The sequence below is a fragment of the Nocardia sp. NPDC050717 genome, assembly GCF_040654275.1.
Lineage (GTDB): Bacteria > Actinomycetota > Actinomycetes > Mycobacteriales > Mycobacteriaceae > Nocardia.
In genome coordinates this window covers 52,619-72,697 of the sequence record NZ_JBFAHR010000015.1, presented here as the reverse complement: position 1 = coordinate 72,697, position 20,079 = coordinate 52,619, and the positions used below count along the sequence as shown (strand labels likewise).

General features: G+C 70.8%; 21 protein-coding genes. 5 read left to right on the top strand and 16 right to left on the bottom strand.

Features of this window, described 5'->3' with window-relative positions; translation table 11 throughout:
* Positions 1 to 20: 20 nt before the first annotated feature.
* Entirely contained in the window at positions 21 to 605 is a 585-nt protein-coding gene (locus tag AB0H56_RS25970; RefSeq protein WP_357167944.1) for an HdeD family acid-resistance protein, read from the top strand.
* 78 nt (positions 606 to 683) lie between these two features.
* A complete protein-coding gene (locus AB0H56_RS25965) occupies positions 684 to 1,034 on the top strand; it encodes a hypothetical protein (protein ID WP_357167943.1) in 351 nt (116 codons plus the stop codon).
* 39 nt (positions 1,035 to 1,073) lie between these two features.
* Here the strand turns inward: AB0H56_RS25965 and AB0H56_RS25960 are convergent, their stop codons facing one another.
* The 3 genes from AB0H56_RS25960 to AB0H56_RS25950 all read right to left on the bottom strand — a co-directional run bounded on the left by AB0H56_RS25960 (position 1,074) and on the right by AB0H56_RS25950 (position 4,049).
* A complete protein-coding gene (locus AB0H56_RS25960) occupies positions 1,074 to 1,874 on the bottom strand; it encodes a DUF2470 domain-containing protein (RefSeq protein WP_357167941.1) in 801 nt (266 codons plus the stop codon).
* Complete coding sequence (locus AB0H56_RS25955) at positions 1,871 to 3,127, bottom strand: alpha/beta fold hydrolase (protein ID WP_357167939.1); 1,257 nt, start codon at positions 3,125 to 3,127, stop codon at positions 1,871 to 1,873. Before AB0H56_RS25955 ends, AB0H56_RS25960 begins: the two co-directional genes overlap by 4 nt.
* 205 nt (positions 3,128 to 3,332) lie before the next feature.
* Complete coding sequence (locus AB0H56_RS25950; protein WP_232999160.1) at positions 3,333 to 4,049, bottom strand: metal-dependent hydrolase; 717 nt, start codon at positions 4,047 to 4,049, stop codon at positions 3,333 to 3,335.
* A gap of 155 nt (positions 4,050 to 4,204) precedes the next feature.
* Here AB0H56_RS25950 and AB0H56_RS25945 point away from each other — a divergent pair, with 155 nt between their 5' ends.
* Positions 4,205 to 4,666 (top strand): SRPBCC family protein, encoded by a 462-nt coding sequence (locus AB0H56_RS25945; protein WP_357167937.1) that lies wholly within the window; start codon positions 4,205 to 4,207, stop codon positions 4,664 to 4,666.
* Positions 4,667 to 4,732: 66 nt separating this feature from the next.
* Here the strand turns inward: AB0H56_RS25945 and katG are convergent, their stop codons facing one another.
* The 11 genes from katG to AB0H56_RS25890 all read right to left on the bottom strand — a co-directional run bounded on the left by katG (position 4,733) and on the right by AB0H56_RS25890 (position 16,643).
* On the bottom strand, positions 4,733 to 6,961 hold the full coding sequence (gene katG / locus AB0H56_RS25940) for a catalase/peroxidase HPI (RefSeq protein WP_357167935.1): 2,229 nt from the start codon (positions 6,959 to 6,961) through the stop codon (positions 4,733 to 4,735).
* A 161-nt stretch (positions 6,962 to 7,122) separates the two neighbouring features.
* Positions 7,123 to 7,728 (bottom strand): ATP/GTP-binding protein, encoded by a 606-nt coding sequence (locus tag AB0H56_RS25935; protein WP_110040624.1) that lies wholly within the window; start codon positions 7,726 to 7,728, stop codon positions 7,123 to 7,125.
* The gene (locus AB0H56_RS25930; protein WP_110040625.1) at positions 7,709 to 8,083 is read right to left on the bottom strand and encodes a DUF742 domain-containing protein; all 375 of its coding nucleotides are present in this window, start codon (positions 8,081 to 8,083) and stop codon (positions 7,709 to 7,711) included. The genes AB0H56_RS25935 and AB0H56_RS25930 overlap by 20 nt, the downstream gene beginning before the upstream one ends.
* Before the next feature lie 11 nt (positions 8,084 to 8,094).
* On the bottom strand, positions 8,095 to 8,499 hold the full coding sequence (locus AB0H56_RS25925) for a roadblock/LC7 domain-containing protein (protein WP_110040626.1): 405 nt from the start codon (positions 8,497 to 8,499) through the stop codon (positions 8,095 to 8,097).
* Position 8,500: 1 nt separating this feature from the next.
* The gene (locus tag AB0H56_RS25920; RefSeq protein ID WP_357167932.1) at positions 8,501 to 10,819 is read right to left on the bottom strand and encodes an ATP-binding protein; all 2,319 of its coding nucleotides are present in this window, start codon (positions 10,817 to 10,819) and stop codon (positions 8,501 to 8,503) included.
* A 278-nt stretch (positions 10,820 to 11,097) separates the two neighbouring features.
* A complete protein-coding gene (locus tag AB0H56_RS25915) occupies positions 11,098 to 11,505 on the bottom strand; it encodes a DUF779 domain-containing protein (protein WP_357167930.1) in 408 nt (135 codons plus the stop codon).
* Positions 11,505 to 12,926 carry an aldehyde dehydrogenase family protein gene (locus AB0H56_RS25910; protein WP_357167928.1) on the bottom strand — a complete coding sequence of 474 codons (1,422 nt, stop codon included), beginning with the start codon at positions 12,924 to 12,926 and terminating at the stop codon, positions 11,505 to 11,507. The genes AB0H56_RS25915 and AB0H56_RS25910 overlap by 1 nt, the downstream gene beginning before the upstream one ends.
* Positions 12,927 to 13,013: 87 nt before the next feature.
* The gene (locus AB0H56_RS25905) at positions 13,014 to 14,261 is read right to left on the bottom strand and encodes a transcriptional regulator (RefSeq protein ID WP_357167927.1); all 1,248 of its coding nucleotides are present in this window, start codon (positions 14,259 to 14,261) and stop codon (positions 13,014 to 13,016) included.
* 127 nt (positions 14,262 to 14,388) lie between these two features.
* Positions 14,389 to 14,709, bottom strand: coding sequence for a hypothetical protein (locus AB0H56_RS25900; RefSeq protein WP_357167925.1), 321 nt, complete (start codon positions 14,707 to 14,709; stop codon positions 14,389 to 14,391).
* A gap of 68 nt (positions 14,710 to 14,777) precedes the next feature.
* A complete protein-coding gene (locus tag AB0H56_RS25895; protein ID WP_357168049.1) occupies positions 14,778 to 15,941 on the bottom strand; it encodes an alkaline phosphatase family protein in 1,164 nt (387 codons plus the stop codon).
* A gap of 78 nt (positions 15,942 to 16,019) precedes the next feature.
* Positions 16,020 to 16,643: a TetR/AcrR family transcriptional regulator gene (locus tag AB0H56_RS25890; protein WP_357167923.1), complete on the bottom strand. Its 624-nt coding sequence runs from the start codon at positions 16,641 to 16,643 to the stop codon at positions 16,020 to 16,022.
* Positions 16,644 to 16,760: 117 nt separating this feature from the next.
* On the opposite strand from AB0H56_RS25890, the gene AB0H56_RS25885 reads away from it, so the two are divergent.
* Together AB0H56_RS25885 and AB0H56_RS25880 are read left to right on the top strand one after the other, a co-directional pair.
* Positions 16,761 to 17,825 carry an NAD-dependent epimerase/dehydratase family protein gene (locus AB0H56_RS25885; RefSeq protein WP_357167921.1) on the top strand — a complete coding sequence of 355 codons (1,065 nt, stop codon included), beginning with the start codon at positions 16,761 to 16,763 and terminating at the stop codon, positions 17,823 to 17,825.
* Between the two features lie 16 nt (positions 17,826 to 17,841).
* Entirely contained in the window at positions 17,842 to 18,078 is a 237-nt protein-coding gene (locus AB0H56_RS25880) for a hypothetical protein (protein WP_357167919.1), read from the top strand.
* A 3-nt stretch (positions 18,079 to 18,081) separates the two neighbouring features.
* On the opposite strand, the gene AB0H56_RS25875 is transcribed toward AB0H56_RS25880, so the two are convergent.
* Together AB0H56_RS25875 and AB0H56_RS25870 are read right to left on the bottom strand one after the other, a co-directional pair.
* Positions 18,082 to 19,614, bottom strand: coding sequence for a polyamine aminopropyltransferase (locus tag AB0H56_RS25875; RefSeq protein ID WP_357167917.1), 1,533 nt, complete (start codon positions 19,612 to 19,614; stop codon positions 18,082 to 18,084).
* Positions 19,614 to 20,039: a DUF350 domain-containing protein gene (locus AB0H56_RS25870; RefSeq protein ID WP_357167915.1), complete on the bottom strand. Its 426-nt coding sequence runs from the start codon at positions 20,037 to 20,039 to the stop codon at positions 19,614 to 19,616. Before AB0H56_RS25870 ends, AB0H56_RS25875 begins: the two co-directional genes overlap by 1 nt.
* Positions 20,040 to 20,079 lie beyond the last annotated feature (40 nt).

Sequence of the window (20,079 nt, the reverse complement as noted above, 5' to 3'; positions counted from 1 at the left end):
GATCGGCATAACATCACGTCATGACGACAAATACCGTGTTGGAGAGCCCATTTGCGGCTCTTGCCAAGAAAACCTGGCAAACGATTCTCGTCACCGGCCTCCTCGCGGTGATCCTCGGCATCATCATGCTGGTGTGGCCCGGTCCGTCCCTGTTGGTCGCGGGCATTCTGTTCGGCATCTACATGGTGGTCAGTGGCATTTTCCAATTGGTCACCGCCTTCACCCATCTACCGAGCACCAGCTTCCGGGTGCTGTCCTTCATCAGCGGTGTGCTGTCGCTGATCATCGGTGTGTTCTGCTTCCGCGACGACTTCACCTCGATCGTGTTGCTCGGCTTGTTCATCGGCATCAGCTGGCTGTTCCGCGGCGTGGCCGTCTTGTTCGCGGCACTCGCCGAGTCCGGCGTTCCCGGCCGCGGCTGGCAGATCTTCTACGGCGTCATCAGCGCGATCGCGGGCGTGGTCCTGATCGTGTGGCCGATCAGCTCCATCGCGACCCTGGTGGTGGTGGCGGGCATCTGGCTGATCGTCATCGGGATCATGGAGATCATCACCGCCTTCGGCGTGCGCAAGGATTCGCATCTGCTCGAAGAACCGGTCGTCTGATCGCACGGAATTGTTCGTCGGGAATCGGCCGGTGTCTTCGGGCACCGGCCGTTTTCGCGTGAACTACGCTCGGCGTTCATGGAATTCGTTTACGACCTGGTGGTTGTCACCCACCTGCTCGGCATGGCCGCCCTCGTCGGTGGCTTCGTCGCCTCCCGGCCCGTCGTCTCCGAGCTGATGGTGTGGGGCGCGCGGGCGCAGCTGATCACCGGCGTGATCCTCGCCGGCCTGGCCTCGGGCGTCGAGTCGCTCGACAAGGAACCCGACACGACCAAGCTCGCGGTGAAGCTCGCGATCTCGGTGGCCGTCACCGCGCTGGCCGAGATGGGCAGGGCCGACGCCAAGCGCGGCAAGCAGATCGACTGGATGACCGACGCCGCGGGCGGCCTCGCGATCGTCAATGTCGCGGTGGCCGCCCTCTGGAACTGAGCCGGACCCACTCGCCGAGTCGCCCGCCGCGCCGCCGGATCAGCCCGCCGCGCGCGCCCGGCGGGCCAGTTCGACCGTCGCCGAGCGCAACTCACCGATCTCGGTGAGCGGCCGCGCGTAGCCGACCCGTGTGCGGGCCACCCCACGCGGGGTCTCCACCCGGAGCTCGAGACCGTAGCGGTCGGCCCGCTCGCAGGCGGCGGCGGTGGCGTCGGGGAAGCCGCCGAGGTGCTGGGCCATGGCCAGCAGGGCCTCGGCGTGATCGGCGTTGAGGTGCGCGATGCCGGGCGCGGCCTGCGGCACGATCGGATCGGGGCTCGCGGCCAGGTACTGCTCGGCGGAGGCCGAGTCCATCCGGCCGTAGCCGCCGACCCACCGCACCCGCTGGACGCGCAGCACCCACAGGGTGAAGTCGCTGTAATCGATGTAGTACTTCGCGGCCGGGATCGCGGCCAGGTGCGCGGCCCGCGCCGCCTCGGCCTCGGCGCCGACCGGCTGCTCCACCACTCCCGCCAGCGTGATCCGGGTGCCCGCCAGCGGATCGGCGGGTATGTCGGGCGTCACGATCGCGATGCTGGCACGCGGATCGGCGGCCAGATTGCGGCCGTGCTCGGCCAGGCGCGAGACGCTCAGCACGGGCGCGCCGTCGAGCAGGCCGTAGGTGATGAACGAGGCCCACGGCGCGCCGTCGGCCGTGAGGCTGGCCAGCGTGCCCGTATTGGTCGCCGCCGCAATCGTTCTGGCCTCCTCGGCCGCCGACGGGCGCGCCTCGTTGGCCAAGGGGGTCAGCGGCAGCGGGATGGCGGGTGCGTCGCCGGGATCGCCGTGGTCGAGAGTCATGGCGACAGCGTATCCACCCCGACCGCCCTGCGGGGCGTGCTCGTCAGCCAGCCGTACAGGGCGCGATAGACCGCCTCGTGATTGAGCAGGCTGAAATGGTGTGCCGCGGGGACGTGCAGGCCGTCGACGCCGCCCATCCCGATCCGCCGGGTCCGCCCCCGGCCCGACCCGCTGCCGGTGAGGACCAGGCCGTCGCCGATGATCCGCCCGAGCGGGTGGCGGGCGCTGCGGGTGACGGTGGCGGTGACGAAATAGTGCTCGGTGCCGGCCAGCAGCGGCACCTCGCGGATCGCCCGCGCGCGCAGGGTGTCGACGTCGAGGTCGCGCCAGTCGTCGTCGACCAGCGAGCCCTGCCGCAGGTCGCGGATGCCTGCGCTGCGCCTGCGCAGCAGGGTGGCCAGCGGCCGGGTCTCCGGCAGCCGGTCGAACGCGGCGGCGGCATAGTGCGCGGCCTGTTCCAGCGGGGCGCCCAGGTGCGGTGAACCGAGGCAGACGACCTGGCGGACCGCGCGCACCCACGCCTCGCCCGCCTCGTCGGCCTGATGGCAGGCGCTGCGCGCGACCAGCCCGCCCATCGAATGGCCGAGCAGGCAGATCTGATGGACCGGCAGCGGCCAGGCCGCCACCAGGCGGGCCAGCAGCGCGCTGAGCAGCGCCGCGTTCTCGGAGATGTGCAGCCCGGTGTTGTACCGGACGAAGAGGGGGGTGTAGCCGAGGTCGAGATCCAGGCGCTCGCCATAGGCGGGGCGGCCGCCGAGCCGCCAGGCGTGTTCGGTCTCCACCAGCCCGTGGACGTGGACGACGAGCCGGGAGGTCGGCACCGCGAAGTGCGCGGCCAGCTGCTCGGGCGGGACCGGGGCGCCGTCGACGCGGAAGGTCATGGGGGAGGCCAGGATCGGGGCCTCGTCCTCGAGTTCGTCGCCGATCAGGCCCTGCAGGGCGGCCAGCGCGCCCGCGCCCCACACCGTGCGCGAGGGTGCGGGCAGCTGGGGGAGTTGCACGGCTCCCGCGACCTCGCTCACGACGAAGCCGGTCCCGCCGACGGCGGCGTACACGCCGGCGGTGATGGCGTCGTGCACGGCCTTCACCGGCGCCGCGGCGGGTCCTACGCCGATGCGCACGGCCGCGAACACCCGGTCGGAGATGGCGCGGTGGATCGCGGCGATCCCGTCGACGGCGCCGAGGAACTCGTCGCCCGCCAGCCGCGTGAGTGCCTGTACTTCGGCCTGGGACTGGGGGATCTGCTCGCTCACGGAATTGAGAGTACAACTGTGCACTGAAAAATGCGCGGAGTGGGTGCCGACTCACGAGGAAGTCCGCTGCGCACGGGGCATCGTCACAAACGGCATGGCATTACGGCGATATGCGCATCTGTCTATCAATGCGATTGGACAGGAAACCGAGGGAAAAGAAGGCGAAGGACGGCGGGGGAGAGGCCCGCCGTCCTCGGTCGGGAAATCAGGGTTGATGGACGATCGCGTACCACAGCGCGCCGAGCGTGCCCAGCACGAAAAGCGGCGAGATGACCCAGGTTTCGACCCGGTTACCGGTCCGGTCGATCAACGGCACCCGCGTGCGCAGCGGGAACGGCCACAGCAGCCGCACCCCGCGGTCGGTGAGGCAGTCGCCGAGCAGATGCGCCAGACAGCCCAGGCCGACGCAGATGGGCAGCCACGCGGGCCGGTCCACGATCCAGTGGTCCACCGCGAAGGTGCCCGCCGTGGCCAGCACGATGACCGTCCCGTACGTGCGCAGGCTCTTGCCCGGCGGGCACAGGTGCAGCGACCGCACCGCCAGCGCGAGCAGGAAGAAGACGAGGGCCAGGGTGAACGGCCTGCCCAGATAGTGCTCGCCCGCCCAGGTGGCGGCGATCGCGACGATCACGAACAGCAGCGAGTGGGTGCCGTGGCGGTGCCCGCCCGAGGCCCAGGAGATCAACCGGCACAGGTGATGTGACACCGGGCCGAGCACATGCGAGATGGTCCCGCTCGGATGATCCGCGTCCGGCAGCAGCGCCGCGCCCGCGGTGAGCAGCGTCCCCATGATCAATTCGGCGATCCCGAATCGGGTTGTGTCGCTGTCGAACAGGGGAAACGCGGCGACCGTGAGGGGGAGCGCCGCGGCGGTTCCCGCCCAGGCCAGCGCCCCACTCGTCGCATGTGAATGTCCAAGCACCCCGCAACGTTAGAGGAGCTCACTACTTCGGCGCATATGCCGAGGAAGGCCGCTCCCGCGGCGCGAGGGCGAGGGGCACGGCACGGTCAAACGAGTTCGTCGCGCGCTCGAGCGGAAGGCTTGCCGGGGCGGCGCGCCGCTGGTTCGATCGGCCCGTGACCGAAACCTCCGACGCGCCCCGCATCGTCCACGCCACCCGCGACGTCGCGGCGAGTGCCGCCACGATCTTCGAGCTGATCGCCGATCCCGCCCAGCAGCCGCGCTGGGACGGCAACGACAATCTGGCGCAGGCGAAGCCGGGTCAGCGAGTCCGCGCCGTGGGCGCGGTGTTCACCACGACCCTCACCAACGGCGCCGACCGCGACAACCACATCGTCGAGTTCGAGGAGGGCCGCCGCATCGCGTGGAATCCGTCCGAGCCCGGCCAGACCCCGCCCGGTCATCTGTGGCGGTGGGAGGTCGAGCCGATCGACGAGCGCACGGCGCGGGTGACCCACACCTACGACTGGACCCAGCTGCACGACGAGAAGCGTGAGGTGCGGGCCAGGGCCACCACTTCCGACAAACTGCTGGCCTCGGTGGACCGGCTGGCCGAGATCGCCGAACGCGAAGCCTGAGTTCACCCGCCCATCACGAACGACACCCCGCGATCGCGCCGATCGCGGGGTGTCGTCGTGTGGGGATCACACCAGATCGAAGCGATCCAGCTCGCTCACCTTGGTCCAGGCGGCGACGAAGTCGTGCACGAACTTCTCCCCGGCGTCGTCGGTGGCGTACGCCTCGGCCAGGGCGCGCAGCTGCGAGTTCGAGCCGAACACGAGGTCGGCGCGGCTGCCGGTCCAGGTCACCGCGCCCGTGTCACGATCGCGGCCCTCGTAGAGGTTCTCGTCCGCGGCCGAGGGCGCCCACTCGGTGCCCATGTCGAGCAGGTTGACGAAGTAGTCGTTGGTGAGCGCGCCCGGCGTCGCGGTGAACACACCCACCGGCGACTGCTGGTGGTTCGCGCCGAGCACCCGCAGCCCGCCGACCAGCACCGTCATCTCGGGCGCGCTGAGGGTGAGCAGGTTCGCCCTGTCGACGAGCAGGTACTCGGCCGGGATCTGCTGATCCTTGGCGAGATAGTTGCGGAACCCGTCGGCCGTCGGCTCCATCGCCGCGAACGACTCGACGTCGGTCTGCTCCTGGGTGGCATCGGTGCGACCCGGCGTGAACGGCACGCGCACGTCGTGGCCCGCCGCCTGGGCCGCCTGCTCGACGCCGACGGCGCCGCCGAGGACCACGAGGTCGGCGAAGGAGATCTGGGAGCCGCCTTCGGCATTGAAGCTCGCCTGGATGGTCTCGAGCGTGTGGACGACCTGCGCCAGTTCGTCGGGCTGGTTGACCTCCCAGCCGGCCTGCGGCTGCAGCCGGATCCGGCCGCCGTTGGCGCCGCCGCGCTTGTCGCTGCCGCGGAACGAGGACGCCGCCGCCCACGCCGTGGACACCAGCTGCGCGACGCTCAGCCCCGAGGCCTGGATGTGGCTCTTCAGCATGGCGATCTCGGTGTCGCTCACCAGCGGACCGGTGTGCGCGGGGACCGGGTCCTGCCAGAGCAGTTCCTCCTGCGGGACGAGCGGACCGAGGTAGCGCGCCACCGGGCCCATGTCGCGGTGGGTGAGCTTGTACCAGGCCCGCGCGAACGCGTCGGTGAGCTCGTCGGGGTGCTCGAGCCAGCGACGGGTGATGCGCTCGTAGGCGGGGTCCATGCGCATCGACAGATCGGTGGTCAGCATGACGGGCGTGCGCTTGACGGCGGGGTCGAACGGATCGGGCACCGTGCCCGCGCCGGCGCCGTCCTTGGGGATCCACTGGTTGGCGCCCGCGGGACTCTTCGTGAGTTCCCACTCGTAGCCGTAGAGGGTTTCGAGGAAGTTGTTGTCCCAGGTGATGGGGGTGCTGTTCCAGATGCCTTCCAGGCCACTGGTGATCGCGTCCCGGCCGGAGCCGGTGCCGTGGGCGCTGTGCCATCCCAGGCCCTGCCGCTCGAGCGGGGCGGCCTCGGGTTCCGGGCCGACCAGGTCGGCCGGACCGGCGCCGTGGGTCTTGCCGAAGGTGTGGCCGCCGACGATCAGCGCCGCGGTCTCCTCGTCGTTCATGGCCATCCGGGCGAAGGTCTCGCGGATGTCGATCGCGGCCAGGACCGGATCCGGATGACCGTTGGGCCCTTCGGGATTGACGTAGATCAGACCCATCTGGACCGCGGCGAGCGGCCGCTCGAGGGTCCGTTCGCCGGAGTAGCGCTCGTCGCCGAGCCAGGTCTGCTCGGGACCCCAGTACACGTCCTCCTCGGGTTCCCAGGCGTCCACCCGGCCGCCGCCGAAGCCGAAGGTGGGAAAGCCCATCGACTCGAGCGCGACGTTGCCCGCGTAGACGATGAGGTCGGCCCAGGAGAGCTTGCGGCCGTACTTCTTCTTCACCGGCCACAGCAGCCGGCGCGCCTTGTCCAGACTGGCGTTGTCGGGCCAGCTGTTCAGCGGTGCGAAGCGCTGCATCCCCGAACCGGCGCCGCCGCGGCCGTCGCCGACGCGGTAGGTGCCCGCCGAATGCCATGCCATCCGGATGAAGAACGGGCCGTAGTGGCCGAAGTCGGCGGGCCACCACGGCTGCGAGGTCGTCATGACCTGCTCGATGTCACGCTTGACCGCCGCGAGATCCAGCGTCGCGAACTCCGCCGCGTAGTCGAAGTCCGGGCCCATCGGGTTCCCCGCGGGTGGATTCTTCTGCAGGATCGTCAGATTCAGCTGATGCGGCCACCAGTCGCGGTTGCTGCCCCTGGCGTCGGCCGAGGCGAACGGCCGCCTGCCGGTGACGGGACAACCGCTCGCGCCGGACTCGGTCTCGGCTTCCGCGATGGGTGGGTGTTCCTCGGGCACGGGGATTCCTTTCACGAGGGTGGATCACGTCGTCGACGACCTGATCGCGCACCGCGCCGAAGGGTGACCCCGACCCGGCTCAGGAGGTGCCCTGCATGGACACGTTCCGGATTATTACTCGTTCCAGATGGCACCGGTGCCGTTTCGGCGTAAGCGATGTCCTAGGTGGTCACCGGGGTCCGGGTCGCGCGCTCGATCAGGTACTCGACCAGGTGGGTCAGCACCGCCTTGGCCGACGGGCGATCACGCGCGTCGCACAGCATCACCGGCGTGTTGGGGTCCAGATCGAGCGCGTCGCGCACCTCGTCGACGGTGTAGCGCGGGGCACCCTCGAAGCAGTTCACCGCGATCAGGAACGGGAGCCCGCGCCGCTCGAAGAAGTCCACGGCGGCGAAGGAATTGCTCAGCCGCCGGGTGTCGGCGAGCACGATCGCGCCGAGCGCGCCGCGGCACAGCTCGTCCCAGAGGAACCAGAACCGGTCCTGGCCCGGCGTGCCGAACAGGTAGAGCACCAGATCGCGATCGATGGTGATGCGGCCGAAGTCCAGCGCCACCGTGGTGGTCGACTTCTGCTCCACCCCCGACAGATCGTCGACGCCGGTGCTGACCTCGGTGATCAGCTCCTCGGTGCGCAGGGGCGCGATCTCGCTGATCGAGGAGACCATCGTGGTCTTGCCGACGCCGAAGCCGCCGGCGATGAGGATCTTCACCGAGGCGGCCAGGTGCTGCCCGCCCGATGCTGTGGGGTCAAAGTTTTCGGATGCCATCCAGAACCGCTCGCAATACGTTGAGGTCTCCCGCGCCGGCCTCGGCCGCCACCGGAGCCCGGAAGATGAGGTGGCCCTCGCCGATGAGATCACCGACGAGGATCTTGGTCACCGCCAGAGGAAGTTTCAGCACGGCCGAGACCTCGGCCACCGACTGCGGACGCTTGCACAGCCGTGCGATCGTCGCGTACTCGGGTTCGGGCCTGCGCAGGGTGGGGGCGGGGTGCACGGCCACCACCACCGTGAGCATGTCCAGGTCGTGCGCCGCACCCATGGTGCGGCCGCGGGTCACCGCGTACGGCCGGACCAGGGGTCCGGCCGCGTCGTCGAACCACGGATCGCCGAGTCGAGTCATGGTGACGCTTCCTATAGCTCCGCAAGGCCGTGCCGCGGTTCGGTCGACAGGTAGCTGCCGACCCGCTGCACGGTGAGATTCATTTCGTAGGCGACCATGCCGAGATTGGCCGACTCGTTCGCCTGCAGGGCCAGGCAGGCGTTGTCGCCCGCCGAGGTGACGAACAGGACCGCGCGGTCGAGCTCGATCACCGCCTGTCGCACGCCGCCGCCGTCGAAGCGGCTGCCCGCGCTGCGCGCCAGCCCGTAGAGGGTCGACGACATCGCGGCGAAGTGCTCGGCGTCCTCACGCTTCATCTGCGAGGAACGTCCGAGCAGCAGCCCGTCGGTGGACAGCACGACCGCGTAGCGGACCCCGGCCAGCCGGTCGACGAGATCGTCGAGCAGCCAGTTGAGATCACCTGGGGAAGAGTTCACCTCAGCCTTCCTGTTCCTGATTCGAATTGCTCAGTGGTTTGCGACCCTGCCGGGTGCCGTTCTCGATCGCCGACATGATGTCGCGGGCCTGCTCGGGCGAGCGCGGCCGCTCCGGGGTGGCGGCGGCGGCCTCGGCCGCGGGCTCCTCGGTGAGCTCGGGCACCAGGTTGGTCTGGCGCTGGCGGCGGGGCAGGGCGGGCCGGTCCTCGTTGCGTGGCGGCGCCGCCGGGATCTGCGGCGCGGCCGGAACTTCCGCTGCCGTGGGGAATTCGGGTACCGGGGGGAACTCGGGTACCACCGGCGCGGGCGGCTCGGCGACCAGGGTGGCCACCGGGGCCGGGGCCTGGGTCGGCTCGACCGCCGTCAGCGGTCCGGTGACCACGGGCGAGGGCAGGCCGCGGCGCTGCGCGGAGGACAGCGCGGGCGGCGAGCTCGGCATGTCGTCGGCGCCGTCGGCGAGCAGCGCGGTGGGCACCAGGACGATGGCCCGCACGCCGCCGTAGTCGGATTCGCTCAGGCGCACCGAGACGCCGTGCGTGGTGGCCAGGCGGGCGACCACGAACAGGCCGAGGCGCGAGTCCGAGGACAGCGTGCCGACGCCGAAGTCCGGCGGATCCGCCAGCATCGCGTTGAAGCGCTCCATGTCCTCGGGGTTCATCCCCATGCCCTGGTCGGTGATCTCGATGACCACGCCCTTGCCGACGACGTTGCCGCCCGCCTCCACCCGCGACTGCGGCGGGGAGAACGCGGTGGCGTTGTCGACGAGCTCGGCGAGCAGGTGCACGAGGTCGGCCACGACGGTCCCGACGACGCTCACCTCGGGCAGCTTGGTGACGCGCACCCTGGCGTAGTCGAGCGTCTCGCCGATGGCGCTGCGCACGACGTCCATCACCGGGACCGGCTTGCGCCACTGCCGTCCGGGGCGGCCGCCGCCGAGGATGATGAGGTTCTCGGCGTTGCGGCGCTCGCGGGTGGCGAGGTGATCGAGCCGGAACAGGGTCTCGAGCAGGGCCGGATCCTCTTGCCGCCGTTCGGCTTCGTCGAGGATCTCGAGCTGGCGGTGCACGACGATCTGACTGCGGTGGGCGATGTTGAGGAACACCGCGCGCACACCCTCCCTGGTGCGGGCCTCGTCGACGGCGGCGCGCAGCGCGGCCGCGGCGGCGTGCTCGAACGCGTCCGCCACCTGACCGATCTCGTCGCGGCCGAAGTCCAGCGTCGGGGTGATCTGGGCGGGATCCACGTCGACACCGTCGCGCAGCGCGCGCATGGTGGACGGCAGCTGTTCGTCGGCGAGCGCGAGGGTTTCGGTACGCAGCCTGCGCAGCCTGCGGATGATCCGGTTGGCCAGGATCACCGCGACCAGGAGCACGATGCCGGTGAGCCCGAGCACGCCGCCGCCCGCCGCCCACGCGAAACCCTCGGACTGGCGCGAGGAATCGGCGGCCAGACCCTGGACGTAGCGGTTGTGGGTCGAGTAGAGGTCGAGCAGGGCCTGATCGACGGCACCCAGCGCGCTCTGCCATTCGGCGGAGGTCATCGGCAGTGGTTCCGGCGCGGCCTGCCGGGAGCTGCTCGTCGAGGTGCTCGCCGGCTTGGCGTAGCGGGCGATGATCGCGCTCTCCATGGCCGCGAGCTGCTGCCACTGCGGCGAGGCGGTCAGCGACTGCAGCACCTCCCGCTCCCCGGCGGTGAGTTCGGGGATGAGCTGGGTGAGTTCGATGCGGTAGAAACCGGTCTGGCGGATGTACTCGTCGAGGGGCACCGCGAAGGCGCCGTCGGCGGCGACGAGGGCCGCGCCGAGGGCGTTGCTGCGCGACATCGCCTCGATGCCGGCGAGCAGCTTCATGCCCTCGCTGACGCCGCCGGCCACGATCGCGTTCGGCGCCTCGGTGAGCACCAGCTTGGTGCCGGCGAGGAAGCTGTCGATCACGACGTTGAAGAACATGTACGCCTGCTCGGCGGGGAGCATGCCCGCGTCGGCGCCTGCCCGCATGCCGGTGAGGTTGGTCCGGAGCAGCTCGTGCTCGGCCTGATCGTCGCCGAGATCGGTGCTGTCGACGTCGCGCAGGTTCTGCACGACGGCGTTGAGCGCGTCGAGCGCGCTGTCCGTGCGTGCGCGAGCGGCGGCGAGACCGGGCAGCGTGGTGGTGTCGCCGGCGACCAGCGACAGCGTCAGGTGGCGCTCGGACTGGATGGCCTCGATGAGATCCTGGGTGGGCGCCACGGCACCTTGGAGGGCGGACGCCCATTCCTTGGCGGTATTGCTCTCATTGACCAGGTATCCCGCCGTGCCGACACCGACCGCCACCAGCGTCACGCTGGGAATGAGAGCGATCGCCAGAATCCGGGTACGAACACCGAGTCTCGCTAAGAACATCGCCATAACGTAACGGAATCGTTGCACTGTTGTCGCGCCTGTCTCGGTGAGCGAGACGCGATTTGGATTGTCGCCGAACACATTTGCTAGGGCGGCGCGGACACGGAAAAGCGGCGAGCTCGCCCCGCCGGCTGAGCCGCGATGGCCCAGTCGGCGGGGGCTCGCCGTGTCCTGGCCGCTCCGGGAAAGATCCGGCCAGGTCAGGTCTCCACGCGCCGCTACAACGTGCGGTCGGCGCCGGTCCGTGGGGGCGGGGCCGCGGCCAGCGCCGCGTTCTCCGCCGGTGTCAGCTGCCGCGCGCGCAGCACGAAACGCATGCCGTGGCCCGCCTCGAGCGACTGCTCGTCGGCCTGGCCGCGCACCGCGTCGACGGTGAGATGGGTGTCCTTCCACTGTTCGAACTGCGCGGGGCTGATCCAGAATTCGGTGTGCCAGGTGAGCCTGCCGAGCAGCACGTCGGCCTTCTCGATCGGGAACTCCTTGGCCGACAGGCAGACCGGCGCGACCTCGCGCTCGCCGCTGCCGCCGGACTGGCGGAACAGCACCGGGCCGTTGTCCTCGATCAGCCTGCGCAGCAGGGTCTGCGCGCGTTCGGTGATCTCCACGCGATGGATCCGGTTCTGCATCAGCGCATCCCGGGGTTCGTCGGCGAATGGCTGACCAGTACCTTCTTGGTCCGCTGGTAGTGCCCGAGCAACATGGCGTGATTCTCCCTGACGGCGCGCGCGGGGTAGGGGTCGTAGCAGTTGGTGAAGATCCGGCCCGCGTCGATCTCGCGGGCCAGCCGGTGGGCGGTGGCGATGTCGCGGGTCCACACGCCCGCACCGAGACCGTGACGGGTGTCGTTGGCGAGGCGGATCGCCTCGTCCATCGTGTCGTAACGGGTGACGGCGACAACGGGTCCCAGGATCTCCTCGCGGAAGATCCGCATCGTGTTCTCGCCCTCGAATACGGTGGGTTCGATGAAATACCCACCGGGCAGGCCGTCGACCTTACGTGCTTCCCCTCCAGTGAGCACGCGGGCGCCTTCGGCTCTGCCGATGTCGAGGTAGGACAGGATCCTCTCGTACTGGTCGTTGCCGGCCTGCGCCCCGATCATCGTCTCGGTGTCGAGCGGATGACCGGACACGATGGCCTCGGTGCGGGCGAGGCAGCGGGCGAGGAACTCGTCATAGATCGACGAATGGATCAGCGCGCGTGACGGACACGTGCACACCTCGCCCTGGTTCACGGCGAACGTGACGAAACCCTCGACGGCTTTGGCGAGGTAGGCGTCGTCGGTGGCCGTGACATCGGGCAGGAAGACGTTGGGACTCTTGCCGCCCGGGTCGGGGATGTCGACCTTGGCCAGTCCCGGATGCCCGGTCAACGGGGCGAGCACCTGCGCGGTGCGCCCGTTCACCACATTGAGCACGCCGGGCGGCAGCAGGTCGGCGATCAGCTCGACCACCAGCAGCAGCGAGGCGGGCGTCTGCTGGGCCGGGACGAGCACCACGCAGTTGCCCGCGGCCAGGGCGGGCGCGAGCAGCGCGGCCGCGGACAGGATCGGGAAGTCCCAGCCTGCCCGCTGTCCGATCACCCCCAGCGGGCTGTGGAAGTGATACGACACGGTGTCGAGGTCGAGCGGCGCGATCGCGCCCTCCTGGGCCCGCAGGACGCCGGCGAAGCAGCGGAACTGGTCGACCGCCAGCGGCAGGTCCGCGTGCAGGGTCTCGCGCACCGGCTTGCCGTTGTCCCAGGTCTCCGCGACGGCCAGCGGCTCGATGCTGTTCTCGATCCGGTCGGCGATCGTGGTGAGGATGCCTGCCCGCGCGGCGACGGGTGTCGCGGCCCAGCTGTCGGCGGCCCGCTGGGCGGCCTCCACCGCCAGCTCGATGTCGGCGGCGGTGGAACCGGCCACCGCGCAGAAGGTTTCGCCGTCGACGGGGGAGGTGTTGTCGAAATAACGGCCTTCGATCGGCGCGACCCAGTCGCCACCGATGAAGTTGTCGTATCGGGCGGCATAGCTGACTATGCCGGTGTCCGATCCGGGCTTGCCGTAGATCATGCGCCTCGCTCCTCGCGGCCTGTGCGTGGTGGGACACACTATGGTCGCCGAAGGTTGGTACGAGGTAGGTGCGGGTGTTCGCGCAGGTCAGGACTGGCGCGCGGTGTAGAGCCGGGCGGTGACGACGGCGCGCCGCACGTCGTCGCGGGGGAGCAGCCGCAGCGCGTGTTCGTGGATGGCGATGTCGCCGGGGCAGCGCTGGCCGAAGGCGACGGCGTGCTCGGGGCGGTCGCTGCCGAGCACGGCGTTGCGGATGCCGACATCGAGGTGCGCGCGCCACTGTTCCACGCCGGGCAGATCGGAACCGGGCAGCAGCGGACCGCGATAGAGCCACAGCGCCGAGGTGAGGTCGCCGCCCTCGATGGCGGCGAGCAGGTCGACCGCGTCGCAGGAGATCGGCCCGGTGAGCATGTAGCGCCGGTTGGCGATCTCGCCTCGGGTGGCCCGGCGCAGGTGCGAGACATCGGCTTTGAGGGTGTTCAGCGAGACCGAGCGCTCGCCGTAGACCGCGGCGTGCAGTTGTTCGGGGGTGTAGCCCTCGGGTTCGAGCGCGAGCAGGGCCAGGATCTCGAGCTGGCGCGGCGGCAGCGGGACCGGTCGGCCGTCGCGGAGAAGCCGTGCGGCGCCGAGACATTCGAGGCGCACGCCGGGGGCGGGGGCGGGCGCCTCCGCGCGCAGCATGGTCTCCACCGCGGTGACCAGGGCGCGCACGGAGGTCATCACCATCGGATGGGACCGCTCCCAGCTCGAGGACAGGTCGAGCACACCGACCTGGCGGCCGTCGGGTCCGTGGATGGGCGCGGAATAGCAGACCCACCCGTGCAGCGCCGCGACCAGATGTTCGGCGGAGAACACCGTGCAGGCCTTGTCGTCATGCAGGGCCAGCGACAATCCGTTGGTGCCCATGTGGCTTTCGTCCCAGACCCCGCCGGGGGCGAAGTTCACCTGCTCGCCCTGACGCCGCAGCGCGCGATCGCCCGCGGTCCACAAGATGGTGCCCGATTCGTCACTGACGACAGCGAGATAGCCGGAGTCCTCGGCGATTCCGCGCAGCTGGCCTGCGAGTTCGGTCACGGGCCTGCGCAGCGGCGACTCCGACCAACGGTCGCTGATGTCGTTGAAGCCGGGCGCGACGGTCTGGCCCGGATCGACCGTGTGCAGCGAGCGCTGCCAGGACTTGGCGACTTCTTCGCGCACCGGCCCGGTGTCGCGGGGCAACTGCATCGGGCGCGAGGGCGCGGCGAGCCGGTTCCACTGCTTCTCCAGCGCGCCGCGATAGTCCGCGAGCCGGTCGGGCCTGGGTGAGCCGGCGCTCCGGTCCTCGTGTGCGCCCACGTCCACTCCCTGCTCTCCGCCTGCCCTGTCCTGTCTATCAGCTGGGCGAGCGACGCGTGCGCTGTTTTCCGGCGGACGACCAGGTCGCCGGTGGCTGCCCTGTCGTGGCGGCTTGACGCCGCCGCGGTTACTTGTTCAGGAACAGACCGGCGATATCGGCGTTCTTGATGGGGGTGTCGACGTTGCGCTGGCCGGCGCACAGCAGGTCGACCTGCACGATCATCGAATCCACCAGGGTCCCGGCCGGTTCGTTGTCGGAGCCGCTGCGTTCCTTGATCGCCTTGGTGATGGTGATCCGCTTGGTGTCGGGTTCCTGGTTGACGTAGTCGCGGCAGGTCGTGTCGCCGCCCTGGTTGAGTGCCCGCTCGACCTCGCTGCAACCGCTCGCCAGCACCGCCAGCACCGCGACGCCGAGGGCGAGGGTCCCGGTTCGGGTGGTGGACTGCATGGTTCCTCCTGGAAGGTTCGCTAAGCGCGCCGCGCGCGATCGGGTGGCCCCAGCCTATGTGGTGCGGCTCAGCTGCGGTGGATCCGCAGGGGAACGAGTTGTTCGGCGGCGGTGAGCGAGCCGTGGTGGCCGACCATCATCGTCTGCAGCGGTTCGGCCGCGGTCCGCACGATGCCGCTCGTGCCCAGCGCGGCGACCACGAGATCGCCGATGCGCGCGGTGAATTCGCCGGCGACCGGGCCGAACCAGCCGGCCTCGACGGCCTCGGCGCGGGTGCGGACGAGGAAGTCGGCGCCGAGCACGGCTCGCCAGGTCGCGGCGACGTCGGCGGCCGCGCCGTCGCGGGTGTACACGTGCCGGGCGCGCGGTTCGCCACCCAGCGCGGCCACGCCGTCGGACAGCTCGGGGTGGGTGTCGAAGTCGATGCGGTCGACGAGTTCGACCATGCCGTGGTCGGCGGTGACGATCAGCGCCGAGCGGGCGGGCAGCCGGGCGGCGAGCTCGGCGGCGATCCGGTCGACGTGGGCGAGCTCGAAGCGCCACGCCCTGGTGGCGGGCCCGCGCGCGTGCCCGGTGGTGTCGAGCTCCGAATGATAGGTGTAGACCAGGGTTTTGGGTGCCGAGCCGACCGCGCGCAGCACGCCGTCGAGCAGATCGCCGACCGAATAGGTGGGCCGGAAGTCGCCGCCGCGCCAGCCCGCCCTGGTCAGGCCCGAGCCGTTCTGATAGCCGGGCGCCACCTGGACGGCGGGGATCCCCGCCGCGCGGGCGCGCTCGAAGGCACTCGGCCGCGGTTGGACCTGCTCGGGCGCGAACGCGGTGAGCGCGTCGACCTTCGGGCCCTCGCCGTGCAGCCGCCAGCGCAGGGTGTTGAAGAGCCGGTCCTGGCCTGGCAGGCGCAGCAGGTAGCTGAGGATGCCGTGCTCGCCCGGCGGCAGGCCGGTGCCGAGGGTGGTGAGGCTGGTGGCGGTGGTGCTGGGGAAGCCGGCGGTGAGGGTCGCGGCGGGCAGGCCGGTCAGGAACGGCGCGGTCGCGGCGTGCTCGGCCAGCGCCAGGGCGCCGAGCCCGTCGACGAGCAAGACGCACACGTGGTCGACATCGAGGGCGAGCCCCAGCCGGTCGGTCTCGCCTGCCACGCCGAGGCAGGCCAGCGCCGAGGGGAGCAGATCGGCGAGCGAGGCCTCGCCGTAGCGGGGGACGAGCACCGAATCGTGGATCGCGGTGGCGGACATCGGGTCTGCTGCTCGGTGCTGCACGAGTCCACTGTAGGGGAGCCGCCGCGCCGGGCAGCGTGGATTTCCCCCGGCGGGTCAGGCGTCGGTGCCGCGCGGGGCGATCAGGTCGGCGAAGGACCGCATGATCGTGTCGACGAGGTCGGCGGTGGGGGTGCCGAGCTGGGCGCTGCGTTCGTCGAGCTTGCCGTCCAGCCAGAGCGAGGCCAGTCCGTGCCCGAGACCCCACCAGGCGATGGTGATGACATCGGCCCGGTCGGCGGGCAGCGCCCCGGCGGCGATGGCCTCGGCGACGGTGTCCGCCAGGACCGCGAAGGCGGCGTCCCCGGCGACGTGGGCGTCGGGGTGCTTCTCGGACTGGGACAGTTCGGGGCGGAACATGAGCCGGAACTGGGCGGGGTGGTCGCGGGAGAAGCGCACGTAGGTCTCGCCGAGCGCGGACAGCGCGCCCATCGGGGTGGTCGCGGCCGCCTTGGCCGCGGTGAGCGCGGCGGCGAGCTTCTGGAAGCCGTCGACCGAGAGTGCCGAGAGCAGCGCGGCCCGGTCGGGGAAGTGGTGATAGGGCGCCCCGCTGCTGACCCCGGCTTCCCTGGCGACCCGGCGCAGGCTCACCGCCGCCAGGCCCTCGGTCTCGATCAGGCGCAGGCAGGCGTCCATCAGGGTGGCCCGCAGGTCGCCGTGGTGGTAACTGGTGCGCTTCACCCTTGTGAGCGTAGGCGACCCGGCCGCGGGAATTGGCACTGGACATCGAATCTATGCAGTGTTTAGATTATTTGAGCACCGCTCAGATAGGGCGGGCTGCACCGATAGGTGAACACCATGACCACACGGGTACTTGTCACCGGCGCCACCGGTTTCGTGGCCGGACACTGCATCGCCGACCTGCTCGAGCACGGGTACGCCGTCCGCGGCACCGTGCGTGACCTCGCCGCGCACACCAGGCGCGCGCACCTGACCGAATTCGCCCGCCGCACCGGCGGCGAGCTGGAGTTCGTCGCCGCCACCCTCGACGACGACGCGGGCTGGGCCGAGGCGGTGGCGGGCTGCGACGCCGTGCTGCACGTCGCCTCGCCGTTCCCGTCCACCCCGCCCGACGACGAGCGCGCCCTGATCGAACCCGCCGTCGAGGGCACTCTGCGCGTGCTGCGCGCTGCCGCGGCGGCCGGCGTCCGGCGGGTCGTGCTCACCTCCTCGGTCGCGGCGGTGGCCTACGGCCACGACCGGGACGAGGTGCGCACCGAGGCGGACTGGTCGGTGGTCGAGCGGGTCCCCGCCTATCAGAAGAGCAAGACCCTCGCCGAGCGCGCCGCCTGGGACTTCCTCGAATCGGTGCGCGGGACGAGCGAACTCGAACTGGCGGTGGTGAACCCGGGGATGGTGCTCGGCCCGCTGCTCGAGCCGACGACCAGCACCTCACACGAACCGGTGCGCCGCCTGCTCAACCGGGACGTCCCCGGCTCGGTGCGCACCGGCTGGACCCCGGTCGACGTGCGCGACCTGGCCGTGGCGCACCGGCTGGCGATGGAAGTGCCGGAGGCGGCGGGCAATCGGTACCTCTGCGCGGCCGAGCCGCTGTGGATGGGCGAGCTCGCCGCCCTGCTGGCGCGCGAGTACAACCCGCGCGGCTTCCGTGTGCCGACCAGGGTGCTGCCGAACTGGGTGGTGCGGCTGGTCGCGGTGTTCGACAAGGGCGTGCGCCTGACCGTCCCGGTGCTCGGCCGCACCGAACGCGTCAGCGCGGACAAGGCCCGCCGGGAACTGGGCTGGACGATGCGCCCGATCGAGGAGACGGTCCGCGACACCGCCGACAGCCTCATCGCCTTCGGCCTCGTCGGCGCCCCCGGCGCCCGTCCCGCGGCGCCCGCCGCGGCCGGAACCCGGTGAGCGGGCGGGGAAGACGATGCTGATCACCGCTCTCGTCCTCGCCCTGATCGGCGTCCTCCGGCGTGGCCTGGGCCGGCGCGACGGGGCCGCGCCCCGGGCACCGCGGGAACCACGCCTGCGCAAGGCCGTCACCGCGACGCGGCGGGGTGCGATCCGGCTCGTGCGCGAACCGGTGCCTGTGCTGTCCGCCGCCGTCGCGGTGTTCGGCCTCGCGGTCGTCGGCACGCATCTGTTGTGCGCGGGTTCGGTGTGAACGCTAGCGCCACTCCTGGCGTTGCAGGTCCAGGATCACCGGCCGCATGAGGGTGGAGACCTCGGGGTCGACCGCGCGGCGGTCGGGCGGGAACACCGTGGCCGCGGCCAGCGTGCGGTCGTCGAGGGAGCGCAGCGGGCCGGGGGCGCGCAGGGCTGCGGCCGGTGGTTCCGGCGCGAGCGCGGCCAGGATGTAGCCCCAGTCGCCGAAGCTGGGCACATCCACGTGATACGGCGTGGTGCGCAGTCCCGCCGCCCGCAGTGTCGCCTCGATCGTCCAGAACGAGCGGGGCGCGAAGAACGGCGACCCGGACTGCACCACCATTCGGGCGCCGGGCGCGAGGACATTGGCCGTCATCGCGTAGAACTCCTGCGAGTAGAGCTTGGCGACCGAGGTCTGGTCCGGGTCGGGCAGATCCACGATGATCGCGTCGAAAAGCCCTGGCGCGCCGCGCAACCAGGTGAAGGCGTCGGCGGTGACAACACGGACGCGGGGGTCGTCGAAGGCGCCCCGGTTGAGGGCGGTGAGCCGCTCGTCGGTGCGGGCGAGCTCGATCATGGCCGGGTCGAGCTCGACCAGGGTCACCTCGGCGACGTCGGGGTAGCGCAGGATCTCGCGCAGCGCGAGCCCGTCGCCGCCGCCGAGGACCAGCACCGAGCGGCGCGGCCCGGCCAGCACCGGATGCACCAGCGCCTCGTGGTAGCGGTACTCGTCGATCGAGGAGAACTGCAGGCCGCCGTTGAGATAGAGCCTGGTGTCGGTGGTGCCGAACGGCGAGAACGATTCGGTGAGCACGATCTGCTGATACGGGGTGCGCGTCTGCCACACGATCGGATGGGCGAACAACGCCTGCTGGGCGGTGGCCTCGAACCGGTCCGCGTAGACGTAGGTGCCGCTGAGCCCGGCCGCGACGAGCACGGTCGCCGCGATCAGCACCCGGCGGGCCACGCGCGTCATCTGCGCGCGAAAGAAGAAGAACGCCAACGCTAATCCGGCCACGGCGTTCACCACGCCGACCACGAGACTGCCACGGATCTGCCCGAACACCGGCAGCAGCAGGAACGGGAAGGCCAGACCGCCGAGCAGCGCCCCGACGTAGTCCGCCGCGAACAGATCGGCGACCGCGCCGCTGGCTGACTGCTTGCGGATCTGCTGGAGCAGCTCCATGAGCAGCGGGATCTCGGCGCCGACGAGCATGCCGATCACCGCCGCGGCGACGATGAGGGTGCCGGTGTAGACGTTGAGCCAGGCGTAGCTGGCGTAGAGCAGAGCCACCGACAACCCGCCGATGACGGCCAGCGCCAGCTCGACCGCGACGAACGCGGCGGCGGCCCAGCGGCGCAGCGGTTTCGCGGCCAGCGCGCCGATGCCCATCGCGCACACCATCACGCTCAGCGTGATCGAGGCCTGTGCCGCGGTGTCACCGATCAGGTAGCTGCCGAGGGTGACCAGCGACAGCTCGTACACCAGACCGCAGGCGGCACAGACGAACACCGTCGCCAGCAGCGCCACCCTGGCCAGGCGGTGCACCGGCATCAGGTCAGGCCCGCGGCCACCACCAGCGCCACCGCGACGTGCGCCGAGGCCGTGACCCACACCGCGGGATGCGGTTCCGGATCGGCGACGACGGCCCGGAAGTCCCCGGGGGTGAGCGCGTCGAGCAGCACGAACGCCAGCGCCATCGCGGCCAACCCGATCACGCCGTAGACCGCGCTCGCCAGCAGTGCCTGCGCGATCCTGCCGTCGGCGGTCCAGATGGCGGTGGCCACGATCAGACCGACGCCGAACAGGTTCGACGCCAGCAGGATCGCGGCGTTGCGGTTGCGTTCGATCCAGATCTGGGCGCGCAGGTCGCCGGGCGTGAGCAGGTCGACGATGCCGAAACCGACGGCCATCAACACGATTCCCACCGCGGAAAAGGCGAGCGCGGCCCCCGCGTCCGCCGCCAGGTCGGCGAGCATGAGTGTCCTCCTGTGCTGTGTGAGGCGAAGGGCCTCGATG

Excerpts from the sequence above, each read along its gene's own strand:
- AB0H56_RS25970 (WP_357167944.1), top strand. The coding sequence starts at position 21 with ATGACGACAAATACCGTGTTGGAGAGCCCATTTGCGGCTCTTGCCAAG.
- AB0H56_RS25965 (WP_357167943.1), top strand. The coding sequence starts at position 684 with ATGGAATTCGTTTACGACCTGGTGGTTGTCACCCACCTGCTCGGCATG.
- AB0H56_RS25960 (WP_357167941.1), bottom strand. The coding sequence starts at position 1,874 with ATGACTCTCGACCACGGCGATCCCGGCGACGCACCCGCCATCCCGCTG.
- AB0H56_RS25935 (WP_110040624.1), bottom strand. The coding sequence starts at position 7,728 with ATGGCATCCGAAAACTTTGACCCCACAGCATCGGGCGGGCAGCACCTG.
- AB0H56_RS25930 (WP_110040625.1), bottom strand. The coding sequence starts at position 8,083 with ATGACTCGACTCGGCGATCCGTGGTTCGACGACGCGGCCGGACCCCTG.
- AB0H56_RS25915 (WP_357167930.1), bottom strand. The coding sequence starts at position 11,505 with ATGCAGAACCGGATCCATCGCGTGGAGATCACCGAACGCGCGCAGACC.
- AB0H56_RS25910 (WP_357167928.1), bottom strand. The coding sequence starts at position 12,926 with ATGATCTACGGCAAGCCCGGATCGGACACCGGCATAGTCAGCTATGCC.
- AB0H56_RS25900 (WP_357167925.1), bottom strand. The coding sequence starts at position 14,709 with ATGCAGTCCACCACCCGAACCGGGACCCTCGCCCTCGGCGTCGCGGTG.
- AB0H56_RS25895 (WP_357168049.1), bottom strand. The coding sequence starts at position 15,941 with ATGTCCGCCACCGCGATCCACGATTCGGTGCTCGTCCCCCGCTACGGC.
- AB0H56_RS25885 (WP_357167921.1), top strand. The coding sequence starts at position 16,761 with ATGACCACACGGGTACTTGTCACCGGCGCCACCGGTTTCGTGGCCGGA.
- AB0H56_RS25880 (WP_357167919.1), top strand. The coding sequence starts at position 17,842 with ATGCTGATCACCGCTCTCGTCCTCGCCCTGATCGGCGTCCTCCGGCGT.
- AB0H56_RS25875 (WP_357167917.1), bottom strand. The coding sequence starts at position 19,614 with ATGCCGGTGCACCGCCTGGCCAGGGTGGCGCTGCTGGCGACGGTGTTC.
- AB0H56_RS25870 (WP_357167915.1), bottom strand. The coding sequence starts at position 20,039 with ATGCTCGCCGACCTGGCGGCGGACGCGGGGGCCGCGCTCGCCTTTTCC.